Below are 16,871 nucleotides of genomic sequence, written 5' to 3' on the forward strand. Positions count from 1 at the left end.
CTGATTCGGGAAATAAAAAAAGTCGGAAGAAATCCACCTTTCGGGATTCTTCCGACTATCAAATTATTAGTATAACCAAAAACTCTTACCCGCTTTATTGACAAGGGTTTACACTATCCCAGTCGGCTTCAGCACGAGGTATGTGAAATTTTTCAAATACCGAATGTGAAGGTTTATCAAGTGGCAGCGTATTCAGCTTATTGTAGCGTCGCATATCAAACCAGCGATGCCCTTCCATGAACAGGGAATACCGGCGTTGGTGCAGCAGCTCATCAATCAGGGCATTCTTATTTCCGATGGTACCCGGTTTTGCAATGGCCAATGCAGCCAAACCATTTTGTGTGCGAATATAATCCAGCGCTGTAACTGCCGCAGCCAGTTCATCTTTTTGCAGTTTTGCTTCTGCATACATCAGGATCAATTCTTCATTGCGAAGAAATTTAACCGGTGAAGTATTCGTTGCAAACATCTGTACTTCATGGGTCATGAGAGGATAATCCGGTGGTGCAGTAGCAGTGGTACGCTGCCGAACTCTTGCCGTTCCTCCTTCTGCCATGCTGGCTCCGAAGACCCTTTTATCGCCCGCTTCTGCCTCGGGAACAAAATCAGACTGCACCAGAATCGGTGTACTGTTGTTTTCAATACTGCGCCAGATGGGATTGGTTTCATCACCCAGTATGGTTGAATAAAGGAAAGTCGGTCCAACATTCAAATCTCCATCGAGATCCAGGAACGACTGATTGAGGGTGGTTTCCAGGGTATTCCAGTCCTGCTGATAAAGGGCAATGCGGGCTGCAACAGCACGATTGAATTGCTTGAATCCACCAATGGTTGCAAGATCACCCCATCCATCTACCATTGGGAAAGGAAACTCAGCAGTACCAGCCTGCTCCAGGGCAGCCAGACCTTCATCTGCCAGTCCTTTCAGGTAGGTGAGGGATTCTGTATAGTTCTTAAAACAACCCGGTTTCAGCAGATCGCCTTCTGTACTCAGATCCGAAAAGCTGGTCCGGATTCCATTGGCCCCCATCATGTTCAGACAGTTCAGCATAACATAGGCCTGAACAGTTTTACCGAAACCTTTCGCGGCAGCTTTTTCAGTATCTGATAAAGCTGCAGTGTTGGCAGCAGACTGCAGCATGATTTCAGCCCGGCGACGGGTTTGATTGAAATTCGAATACCAGCCATACATAATACCGGCTGCATCCAGTGGAATTTCTCCCTGCAGCTCCCGGTAATAGCGGCTTTCCGTCTGAGCAAAATACACTACTTCACGACCGATGGAACCTGACCAGGCCCGAAAGGAGAAGACACCATCCCGCATAACCGACTGAACACCTACTCCCAACTGGCTGATCTGCTGTCGGGTGGCATTTCTCAATACCGATTCCTGGGTTGGTGCATTGGGATTGGGAACATAATCCGTTTTGGTACAGGAACTCAATTGTACCGCTGCCAGGGCCAATACAAGCAACTGGCTTTTATAAATTCGTTTCATCATTACTATCAATTTTATAATCCGATATTGAGGTGAAAGAAATAGCGCTTGGCAAGCGGGAAGGGGGCCAGGTCAACACCACCAGTAAGCGCACCACCGGCGTTACCTGTATTGAAGTTGGAAACTTCCGGGTCGTACCCGTAGTAATCGGTAATGGTTACCAGGTTCTGCGCAGAGAATCCCAGTCGTACACTTTGTATCACTTTTCCGAAGCCAGACTCCAGGAACTTTGTTGGAACCGTATAATACAGACCCAATTCCCGGAGGCGGATATAACTCGCGTCAAAAACGAAATTGGTGATCTCTGAGCCCTGGCGTTCAATGCCTACCGGATCTCCGGATTTACCTATCGTGCTCCAGTCTTTAGTAGTACCTCCCTCATCTTTCAGCAAGCGGGTAAGGGAGGCATTGTAACCACCCTGACTGGTATGCCAAAGCATATTGAAATCAAAGTTTTTCGCAAAGCGGATATTGTTATTCCAGCTTAACTGAAAATCAGGCTGGTAATCTTTGTAGCGAACGGTATTTCCGGCAGTATCCACCCCCCACCATGCTGTGGGCGAAGTTCCGAGTGCGATTCGTTTTCTGCCATAGGTACCGAAACCGGAACTCGCTACATAAGAAGGCGGAATTGCGAGGCGGGTAACTTCTGTCCGGTTATTCCAGAATTGAATGGAGCTGCTCCAGTCGAAGTTGGCTCGCTTGATGATCTGTGCATTCAGACCAATCTCTATACCCTTGTTTACAAGGTCTCCTACCGGGAACAGTTTGATGGAGGTTACGCCGGTACCAGGTGCAAGAGTATAGGGATATAAAAAGTCTTTCACTTTTTTACTATACCAGGTTGCTTCAAGAGTAATACGATTTTGCAGGAATCCCAGGTCCAGACCGAATTCGATTTCCTGTGCACGTTCAGGGTCCAGTGCACTCAATCCAAGTAAGGTAGGCGGTATGGAGCCAAGCTCTCCTCCATAGTTGACCCCCAGCAGATTGGAATACACAGCATCAAAAGAAGGGAATCCGGAAGCTTCACCATAAGCGGCACGTGGTTTCACCTGCGTTATGACATTAGAATTCCAGAAACCGAAATTCGCTACGTTGATTGCAACGGCAGCCCTTGGGTAATAATAGTATTTGTCAAAATTGAGTCCGGACAAAGTTGATTTATCTGCTCTTACTCCTACCCTTCCAATGATCTTATCGTCCCAGTTCAATTCCTGGCTGGCATCAAATGCTACCACGCTACTGCGGTTGATGATATTGCCCGAAGTTACCCGCTGTGCTATACTGGGGTTACGTTGGGCTGGCAATAAGCCTTCTCCCTGTATATAGGATTGATCCGTCCGCTGATCATCGCGCAGGAATACAAGTCCTGTGGTGAGTTCGAGGTTTTTGCCAACGGTGGTATTGAAATTGAGTCCTGCCTGCATATAGGTATAGCGGGATTTATTCGTAGTCAAACGAATTGCGCCTTTCAATGCTGCTTCCCGCATCAGTTGCAGATCTTCCGGTAAATAAACGGTTGGCTCGGATACCAGGAAGTCAACGCCACCACGCAGACCTAACTTGAGGGTTGACTTACCCCTGGAAAGCAGCTTGATGTTCATCTCCCCGGAATTTAGAAAGCGATTGGTTTTTTCAATATTCTCCGCACGATCCACAATTTCCATCGGGTTCTGAGCGCGGCCTGGAATCAATGGATAGGATCCATCTGGCCGACGAGCGATATCCAGGAAATTAGGGATGTACGGCAGGTGGTAGGTTAATGAAACACCGTTATTGTCATTTCCTGTAAAACCTCTGCTTGCATAGGAATTGATAAAATTACTGCTCACTTTAAAATCGATCCGGTCCGTCAGCTTGTGATCCAGGTTCATTCGAAAGGATTTCCGGGTATAGCCGGTTTTTTTCTGAATACCGGTTTCCCGCTGGTAAGATCCTGCGATATAGTAACGGGTACGATCGTTTCCGCCCGACACATTCAGGCTGGTATTGTTGATTTTTCCAGTATGACCCCAGACCATTTTTTCATAATCCCAGGTACGGCCATTGGCGGCATCAAAAAGATCAAGTGCGTCCTCTTCGGAAATATTATATGCGCCACCATAGGTCTGGATCTTTTCTCTCGACCAGTCGGATGATCCCAGGAATTTGCTGGCTTTGGTAAACCCTGCATCCTGATTGATGGTAATACGTGCTTTACCGGTTTTACCTCTTTTGGTAGTTATTACAATCACGCCTGCGCCCGCCCTTGAACCATAAATTGCAGAAGCGGAAGGCCCCTTCAGCACTTCCACACTTTCAATATCAGCCGGATTGATATCCGCAATCCGGTTCGGAGCCTGGTCTTGTGTACCGGCATCGAGGCCGGTGGCACCGGTAAATGCGCGGGTACCCGTTCCCGTTGCAAACTGATCGTTGTTAACAATAACACCATCTATCACGAATAATGGTTGGGATGAACCAGCAACGGTAGATACACCTCTTAAGCGTATACTCACGCCACCTCCGGGTGCACCAGAGTTAGCAGTAATCTGTGCGCCGGGAATCTTTCCACTGATTGCACCATCCAGGGTAGGCGGACGAGTGGAACCAGTAAGCTCTTTGGCACTGATTCTGGCCACCGAGTTGGCAGCATTTGATTTCTTGATGGTTGATGCCAATCCGGTTACTACTACTTCATTTAAATTGGAGTCATCCTCTTTTAATTGAATAAGCAGTTCTCCTGAACGGATGGAAACTACCTGGGTTTGAAATCCAACAAAGGATACTTCCAACCGGTTGGAGCCTGCAGGCACCGAAATGGTAAAATTTCCGTTTTCATCTGATTGGGTGGATGTTTGTGCGCCTCTCACCTGTACGGTAGCGCCCTGCAATGGGTTTCCTGCAGGATCTGTAATCCTGCCTTTCACAGTTTGCTGTGCAGCAGCCAGCAGTGGCAATACCAGTCCCAGCAGGACAGGCAGCCAGGTCCCGAAAAATCTTCTCATGAATTCATTTTGATTTGGTGTTTACAATGCCTCAACAATTAATAAATTGTTAAGACGATAACGGGGACACTGACTGCTTGCAAACCGGAAGCGTTGCAGAGAAATCTTACCACTCATCACGAAAAAAGGGCCTTGAAAAGATTGTGCTTATCAAGACCCCAAACAATTTGAGACCATCTTATCGTGAACCAAAAAATCAGCTTAATTCTGCATCGAAACGATCCACACTGTGAATACCACTCAGTGCTTTCAGGCGGGCAACCAACTCATCTAGTTCTTCCTTATCATGAACGAATACTTTGATAGCACCTCTGAAGATACCTTCTTTCGCTTCAATGGACAGCGCACTGATATTGATTTTCATTTCACCCGAAATCAGGTTCGTGATTTTGTTTACAACCCCCACATCATCAAGGCCAATGATATTGAGTCCGGTCAGGAAAGAAATCTCTTTATTTTTTGCCCATTTTGTTTTCACTACTCTATGACCATAATTCGCAAGTAGCTTGGATGCATTTGGACAATTGGTACGATGAATAGTAAGTCCTTTTCCGGTGGTTACAAAACCAAATACATCATCACCCGGAATCGGCTTGCAGCAATTTGCCAGATTGTACATAATCTTATCACTGCTTTCCCCGAAGATGATCAGTTCTGTATCTTTTTTGGAGAAATCACTGATGGTGGGATGCTCATTTTTTTCTTCTACCGGTTTTACTGGTTTGGGCGCTTCCAGTTTATCACCCAGCACATTGAATTCTGATAATTCTTTCAAATCGATCCCACGGGTAGCCACCTGGTAGAAAAAATCGAGCAGTGAAGGTTGCTTGTAAAACTCTGCTAGTATCTCCGTATTGTGGGTGGAGAAACCGGCTCCCATTCCTTCCAACTTCCGTTGTACAATGTATTTACCATCCTCTGCAATTTTCCTTTTCTCTTCCTTCAGGGCATCCTTGATCTTGGTTTTAGCTTTGGCAGTTACTACAAAGTTGAGCCAATCTTCCGAAGGCTTCTGTTTATTGGAAGTAATGATCTCGATCTGATCACCGCTTCTGAGTTTATGACTAAGCGGAACCAGTTTATGATTTACTTTGGCACCAATACAACGGGCACCCACAGCCGAATGTATGGAGAAGGCGAAATCAAGCGCTGTTGAGCCTACAGGCAGCATTTTCACATCACCTTTGGGCGTATACACATAAATCTCTTCTGCCAGAAAACTGGTTTTGAAATCCTGTAAAAAATCGACAGAATCGTTATCGGGTGTTTGCAGCACTTCGCGGATCTGGTGAAACCATTTATCAAAACGGCTTTCATCTGCTGCCCCCTCCTTGTATTTCCAATGCGCGGCCAGTCCTTTCTCAGCGATCTCGTTCATGCGTTTCGTACGAATCTGTACTTCCACCCATTTTCCCTGCGGCCCCATCACAGTGGTATGGAGGGCTTCATAGCCATTGCTTTTGGGATTGCTGAGCCAGTCGCGAAGCCGCTCGGGTGATGGGGTGTATTCATCGGTGATCATGGAGTACACTTTCCAGCAATCTTCTTTCTCCCGTTCTGTGGGTGAATCCAGAATAACTCGTATCGCAAAGAGATCATATACTTCCTCGAAGCTGACTCCTTTTTTCTTCATCTTATTCCAGATACTATGAATACTTTTAGGGCGGCCGTGAATTTCAAAATTGAAGCCGCTTTTTTCCATATTCTCCCGAAGCGGACGGATGAATTCATTGATATAACGGGTGCGTTCTCTTTTAGTTTCTGCCAGTTTACGGGCTATCTCTTTGTACACATCGGGTTCCATGTATTTCATGGCAAGGTCTTCCATCTCCGTTTTAATGGTATAGAGCCCCATTCGATGTGCAAGCGGTGAATAAACGTAAACCGTTTCCGAAGCGATTTTGAGTTGTTTTTCCCGCTTCATGCTCTCAAGGGTGCGCATGTTGTGCAGGCGATCGGATAATTTGATTAGAATTACACGGGGATCATCGGTAAGCGTAAGCAGGATTTTTTTAAAATTTTCTGCCTGCTGAGAAGCGTTCACATCAATTACATTGGCGATTTTGGTTAGGCCATCTACAATACGGGCGATCTCGGACCCAAATTGCCGTTCAATATCATCAAGAGTGATATCAGTATCTTCAACCGTATCATGCAAGAGGGAACAAATGGTAGAACGGACTCCCAGTCCTATTTCTTCCACGCAGATCCTCGCTACTGCAAGGGGGTGCAGGATATAGGGTTCCCCGCTTTTGCGACGCATGGTTTTATGTGCATCGGCAGCCATCTCAAAAGCTATGCGAACCAGTTCCTTATCGCCGGGTTTGAGTTTTGGTTTAAGGCATCGGAGCAAAGCCCGGTATTCCCTCAAGATCAACTTCTTTTCCTGCTCTTCAGTAAGATTATATTTCGGTATCACCGCTACTGTTTCCATACATTACTTGCTCCTTATCAATATAATAAACAGTACGAATTTAAAGAAAAGAAGGATGTTTTCTTTTATTGGTGAAAACCACTACATTTGCAGCCCCTGAGGGGACGTGAGACGTGAGACGTGAGACGTGAGACGTGAGACGTGAGACGTGAGACGTGAGACGTGAGACGTGAGACGTGAGACGTGAGAGAAGCGGGCGTGGCGAAACTGGCAGACGCACCAGACTTAGGATCTGGCGCCGCGAGGCATGTAGGTTCGACTCCTATCGCCCGCACAAACGAAGCGATCGTTCAATGAACGATCGCTTTTTTTATATCAGATGCTGGTATACGGCTACCAGTTTCCAAAAGCCGGTTTCAGGGCCAGGTTTCACCGGCAATTTCCGTAGCTCATTCAGCACGAATAAAAGCTGTTCATCCTGCCATTCAAAATTCCCAAGGATAAGTTCCTGATCAGTCAGAAAAAGTCCCTTTTTCCCAATACAGAGATGGAAATTTTCTTCTGAAACTGCTTCAAAAACCAGTACATCCCTTGGTTGATACCCTGAAAATGAACTATGATGTACCATAGTTGATTGATACGAAACCGCCAGCAGGGAGTGATAATTAAGTTCCGGCAGTGTCAGTTTGGGGAAAATGTCCAGCTCTGTAAACTTTATTTCGCGGTAGGAAGCTTTTAAAAAGATCGTTTCGCTAAGAAAAGGAACCTGTCTTAGTTGCATTTGAAGGAGCCGCTGTTCTTCTTCCAGCAGTTTATCGCCATTGAATTGCAGTATTTCGTTGATAGTCAGGGTTCGGGTAATAAAGGCCTCAAGAGGTATGCAAAAATAATTGGCAATACGAAGTGCAGTTTCAAGTCGGGGTTCCGCCCTGTTCTCTTCATAGGAAGAGATATTTCCCCGGGTGAGTTCAAATAATTCGGCAAATGCCAATTGGCTTAGCCCTTTGGCTGTTCTAATTTTTTTAATATTGGCGCCGATCCTCGTCATTCACTCAAAGATAAGTGATATTCTTTTTATCTTTATGCCAATTTTTTTTGCATTTTTTATTTTTTTCAGTAGATTTGTTAGGAACCTTCTGAGCATGGCAAATCATTATATAGAACAAATTGAAGCCTTTACCCGGCAGTTGGACTGCAGGATTCTGTATCGAAACGAGCAACAGGGCATACTGAAGATTGATAATCCCGCAGACGGCATCCACAACCTGATCATCGGTATTGCACCTCCGATCCTGATTATGGAGCAGTTTCTGTTTTCCTTCCAGCAGGACCATTGTGATATGTTCAAACAACTGCTGCAGAAAAACAGGGATACTATACATGGCGCATTTGTTATAAATGAAGAAGGCAATAAAGTGTTGTTTCGGTATACCATGCAACTGGAGCATATAAATTTCAATGAGTTTGAAGGAGCGATCAATTCACTGGGACTTCTGCTCAGTGAATATGCAGACCAAATCATTGATTTTTCAAAGCGGTAGCAATAACTGATTTTATCATATTCAAAACTGTAAACATGAACATTTTTAAACGACTTTTCCGGATCGGACAGGCTGAAATACATGCCGCGGTTGAAAAAATGGAAGATCCGGTTAAAATGACAGAACAGGGACTGAGGGAACTTCGCAAAGACCTGGCGGATGCCACTGAAGCATATGCGAAAGTAAAAGCGCTTGCCATCCGAACCGAAAATGAACAACTCCATTGCCAGAAAGAATCGCTGAATTATGCAGAAAAAGCTATTTTAATCATGCAGAAGGCGCAGGTTGGCCAGGTAGATATGAATAAAGCGGAAGCGTTAGCTAGGGAAGCCTTATCACTCCGAAGAAAATTCTGGACAGAATCGGAGGAACTGGGCAACCAGGTACTATCGTTGCAGCAGTCGTCCCGGGAGATGTTGAGGAACACAGAGATCCTTAAGGAAAATATGGAGAAATGGGAAAAAGAATTGAGGACCTTAAAAGCAAGAGCAACAGTAAGCAAGGCTACAGAACAGGTAAATAAACAACTTGCCCAACTGGATACCAACGGAACCATTGCTATGCTTGAACGAATGAAAAACAAAGTGGAAGACCAGGAGGCCCTGGCAAAAGCTTATGGAGAAATTGCCGGTGCCAAAAGCAACTTAAAAGATGAATTGAACGACTTGGTAAAAGATGATTCGTTTTCCATTGAAAAAGACTTACAAGCCATCAAGGAAAAACTAGGAATAAATCAAAACCTTGCTTAAGTTATGTCTGATTTTTTTGATCTGCTGTTTCATCCGCTGAGTAATGCTATAATGACGGTATTAACCGGCATCACTGCTATCTACTGGCTCTTTACTTTTATTGCCGGGGATTTCTTTGGAGACGGGGGAGCAGAGGCAGACATGAATGTACATGGAGCAGATGTAGATACAGATACCGAATCAGATCTGAGCGATTCCAGTGGCGACAAATCCTTTTTCGATAAGGCCCTGGAATATATCAATATCGGCAAAGTGCCATTTATGGTAGTGTATTCTACTTTTAAATTTATCGCCTGGATCATAACTCTGGTTTCTTCTGTAACCCTTGGCCTGGCAGCATGGGGATGGAAATCAGTTTTTATCCTGCTACCGGTTTTCCTTGTCACTTATTTCATCACCCGATATGCCACCAAACCGTTGGTGAAAGTATACGCTGCAATGGGATATAACGGCGAAGAAGCGGTAGATCTTATCGGACGAAATGCCATTATGCGTTCAACTATTTCCGGTGAAACCATTGGCGCTGCAGAACTCAAAGTCCAGTCGGATATCATCCGGATCAATGTAAAAAGCAAAACAGGAGAAGCCCTACTCTATGATGCCCAGGTCATGATTGCCGATGAATCAGCAGATAAAAAATATTATCTAGTTATTCCGGAAATAAATCTGTCCAATATTGTATAAACTGGATTCTGCTAGTATATTACCAACCAAACATATAACCTGTAAACCTTTAATCAACTATGGGAGCACTTGGCGGCATTAGCCTACTGCTGATCGGCGGTATCGTTTTTCTGATTTTCATCGTATTATTTGCATTTGCCACTTTTTACAAAAAAATTCCGCAGGGTAAAGCCATTGTGCGTACCGGCGTTGGTGGTGGTAAAGTTGCATTCAACAAAGGAATGTATGTGATTCCCATTTTACATAAAATGGAGATCATGGATATCTCCGTTAAAAAACTGCAGATCGACCGGATGGAAAACGATGGTCTGATCTGTAAGGATAATATCCGGGCAGACATCAAAGTGGCCTTCTTTGTACGCGTAAATAAAAACGTGGACGATGTTCTCAATGTAGCCCAGATTATAGGCACTGAAAGAGCCAGTGATGTGGATACCCTCCGCAATTTATTCGAAGCCAAATTTTCTGAAGCGCTGAAAACTGTGGGAAAGAAATTCGATTTTATCGAACTCTATGAAGCACGTCGTGAGTTCAGAACAGAAATTCTCAATATCATTGGTACAGATCTGAATGGGTATATCCTGGACGACTGCGCGATTGATTACCTGGAACAAACAGAAATCTCTTTTTTGAGCCCCCAGAATATCCTTGACTCACAGGGTATCAAAAAAATTACGGAGTTAACCGCAGAACAAAACATCAAAGCAAACCTGATCAAGCGGGAAGAAGAAAAAGTAATTAAGAAACAAAACGTGGAAGCAAGGGAAGCAATCCTTGAGCTGGAACGTCAAATGGCAGAGAAGGAAGAAAAGCAACGCCGCGAAATCGATAATATTAAAGCACGCGAAAATGCGGAGATCATGAAAGTGAGGGAAGAAGAGCGACTGAAAGCAGAATCGGTGAAAATTAAAACAGAAGAGTCGCTCGCCATACAAGAACAGAACAAACTTCGCCAAATCATAATCGCAGAGAAAAACAAACTCAGAACCGATGCTGTGGAAACCGAAAGAGTGGAAAAAGACCGGGCACTCGAAGCAACCGAAAGAGAAAAGATCGTAACACTGGCGCAAATTGAGAAAGAGAAAACAGTGGAAGTGGAACGGAAGAATATTCAGGATGTAATTAAGGAACGGGTTCGCCTGGAAAAGGGCGTAGTGGAGGAACAACAGGGTATCAAAGACCTCGAAGCCTTCCGTGAAGTTGAGCGTAATAAAACAGTGGGTATAACAGAAGCGAGTCGGGAAGCCGAAGAAAAACTCATCTTCACCGTAAAAGCTGCCGAAGCAGATAAGAAAGCTGCCGAGGAAAAAGCCAGACAATTAATCATCGATGCAGAGGCTAAAAAAGAAGCAGCTGTTAAACAGGCAGAAGCCAGGAAGATTTTGGCGGATGCCCAGGCCAGAGAAGAAGCAACCCTTGGCTTATCTGAAGCAGAAGTTATGATTGCAAAAGCTGAAGCAGCAGAACGCCAGGGCGCAGTGGATGCAACGGTGATTGAAAAAATTGCAGAAGCTAAACGCAAGGAAGGGTTGACACAGGCGGAAGTAACCAGGGAAAAAGCGCTTGCAGAAGCAGCAGGAATCCAGGAGAAAGCAGAAGCCATGAAGAAGCTGGATGCGGTTGGTAAGGATCACGAAGAATTCAAACTGCTGCTCCAGAAAGAAAAAGACATCGCTTTGGCGCAAATTCACATTCAGAAAGATATCGCAGACGCGCAGGCCGATGTATTGGCTGAAGCCCTGCGCACTGCGAAAATCGATATTGTTGGAGGTGAAACCATGTTCTTCCGGAATATAGTAAACCAGATTTCCAACGCCAAAGGATTTGACCGTCTGATCAATGAAAGTGAACATGCTACGGATATAAAGAAGGCGCTGATCGGCGATGGCAGCAACAGTGGTGATCTCCTCGAACGTATACGGGAATTTGCCGACAAGTACAATATCTCCACAAATGATATCAAGAACCTGACCATATCCAGCCTCATTCTGAAAATGCAACAACAGAGTTCAGACGCCGACCGCCCGATGTTATTAAACCTGGCAAACCTGGCGAGCAGTCTGGGCATTTCTAACAAAAAGCTCTAACCGTAAGTGAATGATTGATTGATGGAGGTAAAAGCAGGAATGGATACAAACCGACAGGATGTGCTGGATGCAGGCACATATGAAATCATCCGGAACCGTTTGCAGGAACAACGCATTGAATTGTCCGGCAGACTGGCACAATTAAACCAGGCAAGGAAAGAGATTTTCAATTCTTCCGGATTTCAATTGATCGCCAACCAACGTATCAGTACGGACAACAATGGCGTGGCCCGGGGCATAACTGCCATCGGTAATACTACCCTCTTCGCCTATAATGTTCACTTTGGACTTCGGGAGGATATCAAATTATCGGATGTATTCAGCATCTATACTTTCACAGGCGATCACTTTGAGCCTCAGCCATTAAGTATACTGGAAGATCCCGCATTTATAACTGATTATACCAACCTTTATAAATACTATCGAGACTCCATTTTTGCCGGATTCCATCAAAAGCAGAATTATCTGTACATGGTATTTCAGACCAGCAAAAATCCGGATGACCGAAAAGCATTCAAATGGCTGATCCGAAATGGACAGTTGATCTACCAGGACGACCGGAGTATTCACGAGGTCAGAAAAGCAGCTCAACATGATTTTAAGTGGATCCAGACCGATCTGAGCAACCGTAGGCTGGGTGTACATCCGCATATTTCCATCTTGGATAAAGTGTTTATTGAAGCATTGAATGGTGATATCACTTTCAAGATTGAAAACAATACAGATACCGGAAAGGGCATATTTTCAGACCCTGTAAATAACCGGGATCAACAATTGGATGATGCCTTCTATTATTATGCCGACCTGGGTAACCTGATCGCCATAAAGATCAAACCCTACCAGGAAGATTTCCGGGCTTATATCTTTAATGTAAGGACGAAGGAGGTCACCTCCATACCCAGTTTGGTAGAAGCGGGTATTGTATTGCCGGAGAACCAGGGTATAATTTTTTCGAATGGATATTACCTTCAGAGCGGTGAATACAAACTATTTGAAAACGGCCTAACGGATCTTGAATTCATACAAAGTACCGCATCCCCCAACGGTGAAGATTTTCTGTATTGCTTTTACCAGCGGACATCCAACATTTATGTACTGATGTCCTATAACATAATTTCCCGGCAGGTGGAAACTCCGATTATCTGCAATGGATATACAATTTATGATGATGGTAAACTAGTTTATTTCCGGTCTGAAAATGAAGCGATCCGTCATCACCAGGTACAGATCTGGCAAACACCCTATACCAGTACACTTCAGGAGAATCCGAAACTGGTCAATAATTATCTCTACAAAATCGGCAACAAAGACATTGTGGCTGCCATGAGTGAATGCCAGGAAGTATTGCAGTTGATTCAAAAGGAAGACAGTTACGAAGGACTGTATGAAGATATCCTGAAAAAATCGTCGGATATCCTGGATGCCTATTTCTGGATCAAAGAGGATGTGGCAGGCAACCTGGCTCAACCACTGACGCAGATCCAGTCTATCGCCAATACAGCAATAGATGAATTTGCAAAAGTGCAGTCGCAACGCAAGCATGCACGGGAAGTGCTGCTCTCCATGAAGAAAAAAGTGGAGCAACAGGTGATCGACATCAAGAACGCCTCCATTCAAACACTGGATCAACTGGTACGAATACTGGCGGATACCCGCGGAATGCAGGGCACTGTAATCGATCTGCTTAATGTTAAGTATGTTGATACAGAAGCTGTGCAACAATTGAGAGAGGTTTTGCAGACCTATAACCAGTCGCTTTCTGAGGATACCGTACAGTTCCTGCTGAAGGAAGAAGCACTGTTACCCTACGAACAGAAAGTGGCTGACCAGAAGCAGGCAATTGAGCGCATTCAAAAAGCAGTGGATGCGCAACCTGTTTCAGAGGCCATTCAGGAAATCGCCAAACAACTGGAAATGGTGATTGATATCCTGAACAGCCTTAAAATTGAAGACAGCACACAAACCACGCGGATTATTGAAAAAATCGCTGTTATTTTCTCTTCCTTAAATGAAGTGAAAGCGGCGTTAACCCGAACTGTTTCCAACCTCAAGACCAGGGAACTTACGGGTGAGTTCCATGCACAGCTCACCTTACTGGAACAAAGCATGGTAAACTTTCTGGACCTCTCCGATACCCCTGAAAAAGCCGATGAATACTTTACGAAAATCAGCATCCAGGTTGAAGAACTGGAGAGTAAGTTCGCCGATTTTGAGGAATTTGTACTGAAGATCGCAGAAAAAAGAGAGGACATCAGTAAAGCGTTTAGTGGTAAAAAAGAAATCCTGCTAACACAAATCAATAAACGAACCGGCAGCCTGGAACAAATCGGTTTGCGGGTACTAAAGAATATTGAAAATAAGGTTCAGTCGCTCGATAAGAAAGAAAGCATCTATGCATTTTTTGCATCGGACCTTATGATTGATAAGGTTCGTAACCTGGCTGAAGAATTAAAGACTTTAGGTGATGTAGCCAAGGCCGAAAATTTGCTGAACCTGATCAAGCTGACCCAGGAAAATGCGCTTCGTCAGCTTCGCGATAAAACTGAACTCTTTACTGGCGGCAACAACATATTATCGCTCGGCAATTACAAGTTCATTGTAAACAAGCAGGTACTGGATCTGAATATTGTAAGAAGAAATGAACAACTCTATTACCATTTACTTGGTACCAGTTTTTACAAGGAGATTCGGGAGGAAAAACTCTATGCTTATCAGTCTATATGGGACCAGGAGATAATTTCAGAAAATAAGGAAGTATATCGCGCCGAGTTTCTTGCCTATGATGCTTTCCTGGCGGGTAAACAAGGTGCACAGGATTGGGATGCTGCTGCTTATATCAATGAAAAAACGGAACGTGATTTCGCGGCAGGTTATATTAAAGGGGTACATAATACAGATGCTTTAGCAATTTACCAGGCATTGAAAAAGCTACAGGAAGAATTGGGCATCCTTCATTATTCACCAAAGCTGAGAGCCAGTGCGCAATTGTTCTGGATGGAGCTGGATGAGCCGGTGCAGAAACGACTCCGGCAATTAATAACTGCCACCCATTCCATTGAAAAAAGTTTTCCTCAAAGCAGGCAGTTTGAATTTGCTGAGAATGAAATCGTAAGCACTATTATGAAGACTGAACCGACAATAAATAGAGAAACCGCCGCAGAGATGGCAGTCTATTTGTACCGGGAGTTTTCAGTAAATAAAGATTTCACAACAAGCCAGCAGGCTTACCAGCTGACAAAATCCTTTAAGGAGTACCTCCAGCAAAACAAACGACTGGAGGCATTTCACCAGGAAACCGAAAACCAGGAATTTACCAATCGGGAACGATTCCAATTAATTCAAAGCTGGCTACAGGCTTATCTTCATACTATTCCGGGTGAAACAACCAATTGGTATCTGACCGAAGCAGTTGCATTACAGGTATTCAGCCAGCATCCTTTTAAACAAAAAACTGGTGCTGATATAACGGTGCTGGATACACTAAAAGGAACACATACTGTGATACAGGATGGAAAATATTCCTTGCATTTTCACAGTTTTATTGAAAAACTTCAGCAATACAACCGTACCATAGTACCCGCTTTCACAGCTTTCAACCAGGAAAAAGGGAAGCTGATCAAAACCTATCGCAACCAGCTGAAGATTTCAGAGCTGGAACCTAAAGTATTAAGTTCGTTTATTCGTAACCGCTTGATCAATGAAGTTTATTTTCCTTTAATCGGGGCGAACCTGGCCAAACAGATCGGGGCTGCAGGTGATGATAAAAGAACCGCAAGGATGGGCATGCTTTTGCTGGTATCACCTCCAGGGTATGGTAAAACCACATTGATGGAATACCTCGCAAAAACGATGGGACTACATTTCGTGAAAATCAATGGGCCGACTATCGGACACAAGATCAGCTCCATTGATCCATTGGAAGCTACCACATCAGGTGCCCGGGAAGAACTTAAAAAAATCAACCTGGCCTTTGAGATGGCCGACAATGTGATGCTTTATATTGACGATATCCAGCATTGCAGTGCGGAATTCCTGCAAAAATTCATTTCACTGGCCGATGGACAACGAAAAATGGATGGCATTTTTGAAGGAGAAAGTAAAACCTACGACCTCCGTGGAAAACGATTCTGTGTAGTAATGGCGGGCAACCCTTATACAGAAAGCGGTGAACAATTCAAAATACCGGACATGCTGGCCAACCGGGCAGATGTGTATAATCTCGGAGACGTAATTGGCAATTCAGATTCCTTATTCCAGCTGAGCCTGATTGAAAACTCCGTAGCCGAAAACAGTTACCTGCAGAAAATCACGAATAAAAGTTTTACGGACCTCTACAAACTGATTCAATACCTGGAGGACGGAGCAGAAACCATACCTGAACTGGAGGGGAATCACAGCCAGCAGGATTTGGAAGATGCGATGAAAGTACTGAAACACATGCTTCGCATACGCAATATCGTTATACAAGTCAATCAGCAATACATAGCCAGTGCTGCCATGAAAGACGCCTACCGAACGGAACCGGCATTCAAACTGCAGGGATCCTATCGCAATATGAACAAGCTGGCAGGAAGGGTGGTACCATTGATGAATGAGGAGGAGATAAGAGACCTGATCCGTGCTCATTATGAAGGAGAATCACAAACCCTCACTTCGGACGCAGAAGCCAATCTGTTAAAACTGAAAGAAATCGCTGGACTGCTTACTGAAGAAGAGGAAACCCGCTGGAAAGAGATTCAATCTATCTTCAGGAAAAACAATCGTTTTGGGGGAATGGCCGGCCAGGACAGCACGGGTCTATTTCTTCAGCAAATGAGTGCTTTTAATGAGCAACTCGAAGCTATCGCGGATGCACTACGAAATAAAAATTGAGCAGGTTTTGAAATAATCACAATTTAACCTGACAAATATCAGGTTCTCATTAAATTAGGGTAGTGTAATTTCAGGT

The 16,871-nt window shown here is 44.5% G+C and carries 9 protein-coding genes and 1 tRNA gene; 6 read left to right on the plus strand and 4 right to left on the minus strand.

What is annotated here, in order from left to right; translation table 11 throughout:
• Positions 1-94 precede the first annotated feature (94 nt).
• The 3 genes from MD536_RS14685 to MD536_RS14695 form a co-directional block, all read right to left on the minus strand.
• Positions 95-1,501, minus strand: coding sequence for a RagB/SusD family nutrient uptake outer membrane protein (locus MD536_RS14685; RefSeq protein WP_239601436.1), 1,407 nt, complete (start codon positions 1,499-1,501; stop codon positions 95-97).
• An 11-nt stretch (positions 1,502-1,512) separates the two neighbouring features.
• Positions 1,513-4,488, minus strand: a complete 2,976-nt coding sequence (locus MD536_RS14690) for a SusC/RagA family TonB-linked outer membrane protein (RefSeq protein WP_239601438.1) — start codon at positions 4,486-4,488, stop codon at positions 1,513-1,515.
• Between the two features lie 196 nt (positions 4,489-4,684).
• Entirely contained in the window at positions 4,685-6,922 is a 2,238-nt protein-coding gene (locus MD536_RS14695) for a RelA/SpoT family protein (RefSeq protein ID WP_239601440.1), read from the minus strand.
• Between the two features lie 192 nt (positions 6,923-7,114).
• Between MD536_RS14695 and MD536_RS14700 the strand changes: the two genes are divergently transcribed.
• Positions 7,115-7,196, plus strand: a tRNA-Leu gene (locus MD536_RS14700).
• Between the two features lie 36 nt (positions 7,197-7,232).
• Here the strand turns inward: MD536_RS14700 and MD536_RS14705 are convergent.
• Positions 7,233-7,910 (minus strand): helix-turn-helix domain-containing protein, encoded by a 678-nt coding sequence (locus MD536_RS14705; protein WP_239601442.1) that lies wholly within the window; start codon positions 7,908-7,910, stop codon positions 7,233-7,235.
• A 94-nt stretch (positions 7,911-8,004) separates the two neighbouring features.
• On the opposite strand from MD536_RS14705, the gene MD536_RS14710 reads away from it, so the two are divergent.
• The 5 genes from MD536_RS14710 to MD536_RS14730 are packed head-to-tail and all read left to right on the plus strand — an operon-like array spanning position 8,005 to position 16,795.
• Entirely contained in the window at positions 8,005-8,403 is a 399-nt protein-coding gene (locus tag MD536_RS14710) for a type III secretion system chaperone family protein (protein WP_239601443.1), read from the plus strand.
• A 35-nt stretch (positions 8,404-8,438) separates the two neighbouring features.
• Positions 8,439-9,152 (plus strand): PspA/IM30 family protein, encoded by a 714-nt coding sequence (locus tag MD536_RS14715; RefSeq protein ID WP_239601445.1) that lies wholly within the window; start codon positions 8,439-8,441, stop codon positions 9,150-9,152.
• 3 nt (positions 9,153-9,155) lie between these two features.
• Complete coding sequence (locus MD536_RS14720) at positions 9,156-9,836, plus strand: OB-fold-containig protein (RefSeq protein WP_239601446.1); 681 nt, start codon at positions 9,156-9,158, stop codon at positions 9,834-9,836.
• Between the two features lie 59 nt (positions 9,837-9,895).
• Positions 9,896-11,923, plus strand: coding sequence for a flotillin family protein (locus MD536_RS14725; RefSeq protein ID WP_239601448.1), 2,028 nt, complete (start codon positions 9,896-9,898; stop codon positions 11,921-11,923).
• Positions 11,924-11,962: 39 nt separating this feature from the next.
• Positions 11,963-16,795: a DNA repair ATPase gene (locus MD536_RS14730; protein ID WP_239601450.1), complete on the plus strand. Its 4,833-nt coding sequence runs from the start codon at positions 11,963-11,965 to the stop codon at positions 16,793-16,795.
• The last annotated feature ends 76 nt before the right edge of the window (positions 16,796-16,871 follow it).

Origin of the sequence: Flavihumibacter cheonanensis, from assembly GCF_022352215.1 — a bacterium.
In the GTDB taxonomy this organism is placed as follows: domain Bacteria; phylum Bacteroidota; class Bacteroidia; order Chitinophagales; family Chitinophagaceae; genus Flavihumibacter; species Flavihumibacter cheonanensis.

Excerpts from the sequence above, each read along its gene's own strand:
- MD536_RS14710 (WP_239601443.1), top strand. The coding sequence starts at position 8,005 with ATGGCAAATCATTATATAGAACAAATTGAAGCCTTTACCCGGCAGTTG.
- MD536_RS14705 (WP_239601442.1), bottom strand. The coding sequence starts at position 7,910 with ATGACGAGGATCGGCGCCAATATTAAAAAAATTAGAACAGCCAAAGGG.
- MD536_RS14715 (WP_239601445.1), top strand. The coding sequence starts at position 8,439 with ATGAACATTTTTAAACGACTTTTCCGGATCGGACAGGCTGAAATACAT.
- MD536_RS14695 (WP_239601440.1), bottom strand. The coding sequence starts at position 6,922 with ATGGAAACAGTAGCGGTGATACCGAAATATAATCTTACTGAAGAGCAG.
- MD536_RS14730 (WP_239601450.1), top strand. The coding sequence starts at position 11,963 with ATGGATACAAACCGACAGGATGTGCTGGATGCAGGCACATATGAAATC.
- MD536_RS14690 (WP_239601438.1), bottom strand. The coding sequence starts at position 4,488 with ATGAGAAGATTTTTCGGGACCTGGCTGCCTGTCCTGCTGGGACTGGTA.
- MD536_RS14720 (WP_239601446.1), top strand. The coding sequence starts at position 9,156 with ATGTCTGATTTTTTTGATCTGCTGTTTCATCCGCTGAGTAATGCTATA.
- MD536_RS14725 (WP_239601448.1), top strand. The coding sequence starts at position 9,896 with ATGGGAGCACTTGGCGGCATTAGCCTACTGCTGATCGGCGGTATCGTT.
- MD536_RS14685 (WP_239601436.1), bottom strand. The coding sequence starts at position 1,501 with ATGATGAAACGAATTTATAAAAGCCAGTTGCTTGTATTGGCCCTGGCA.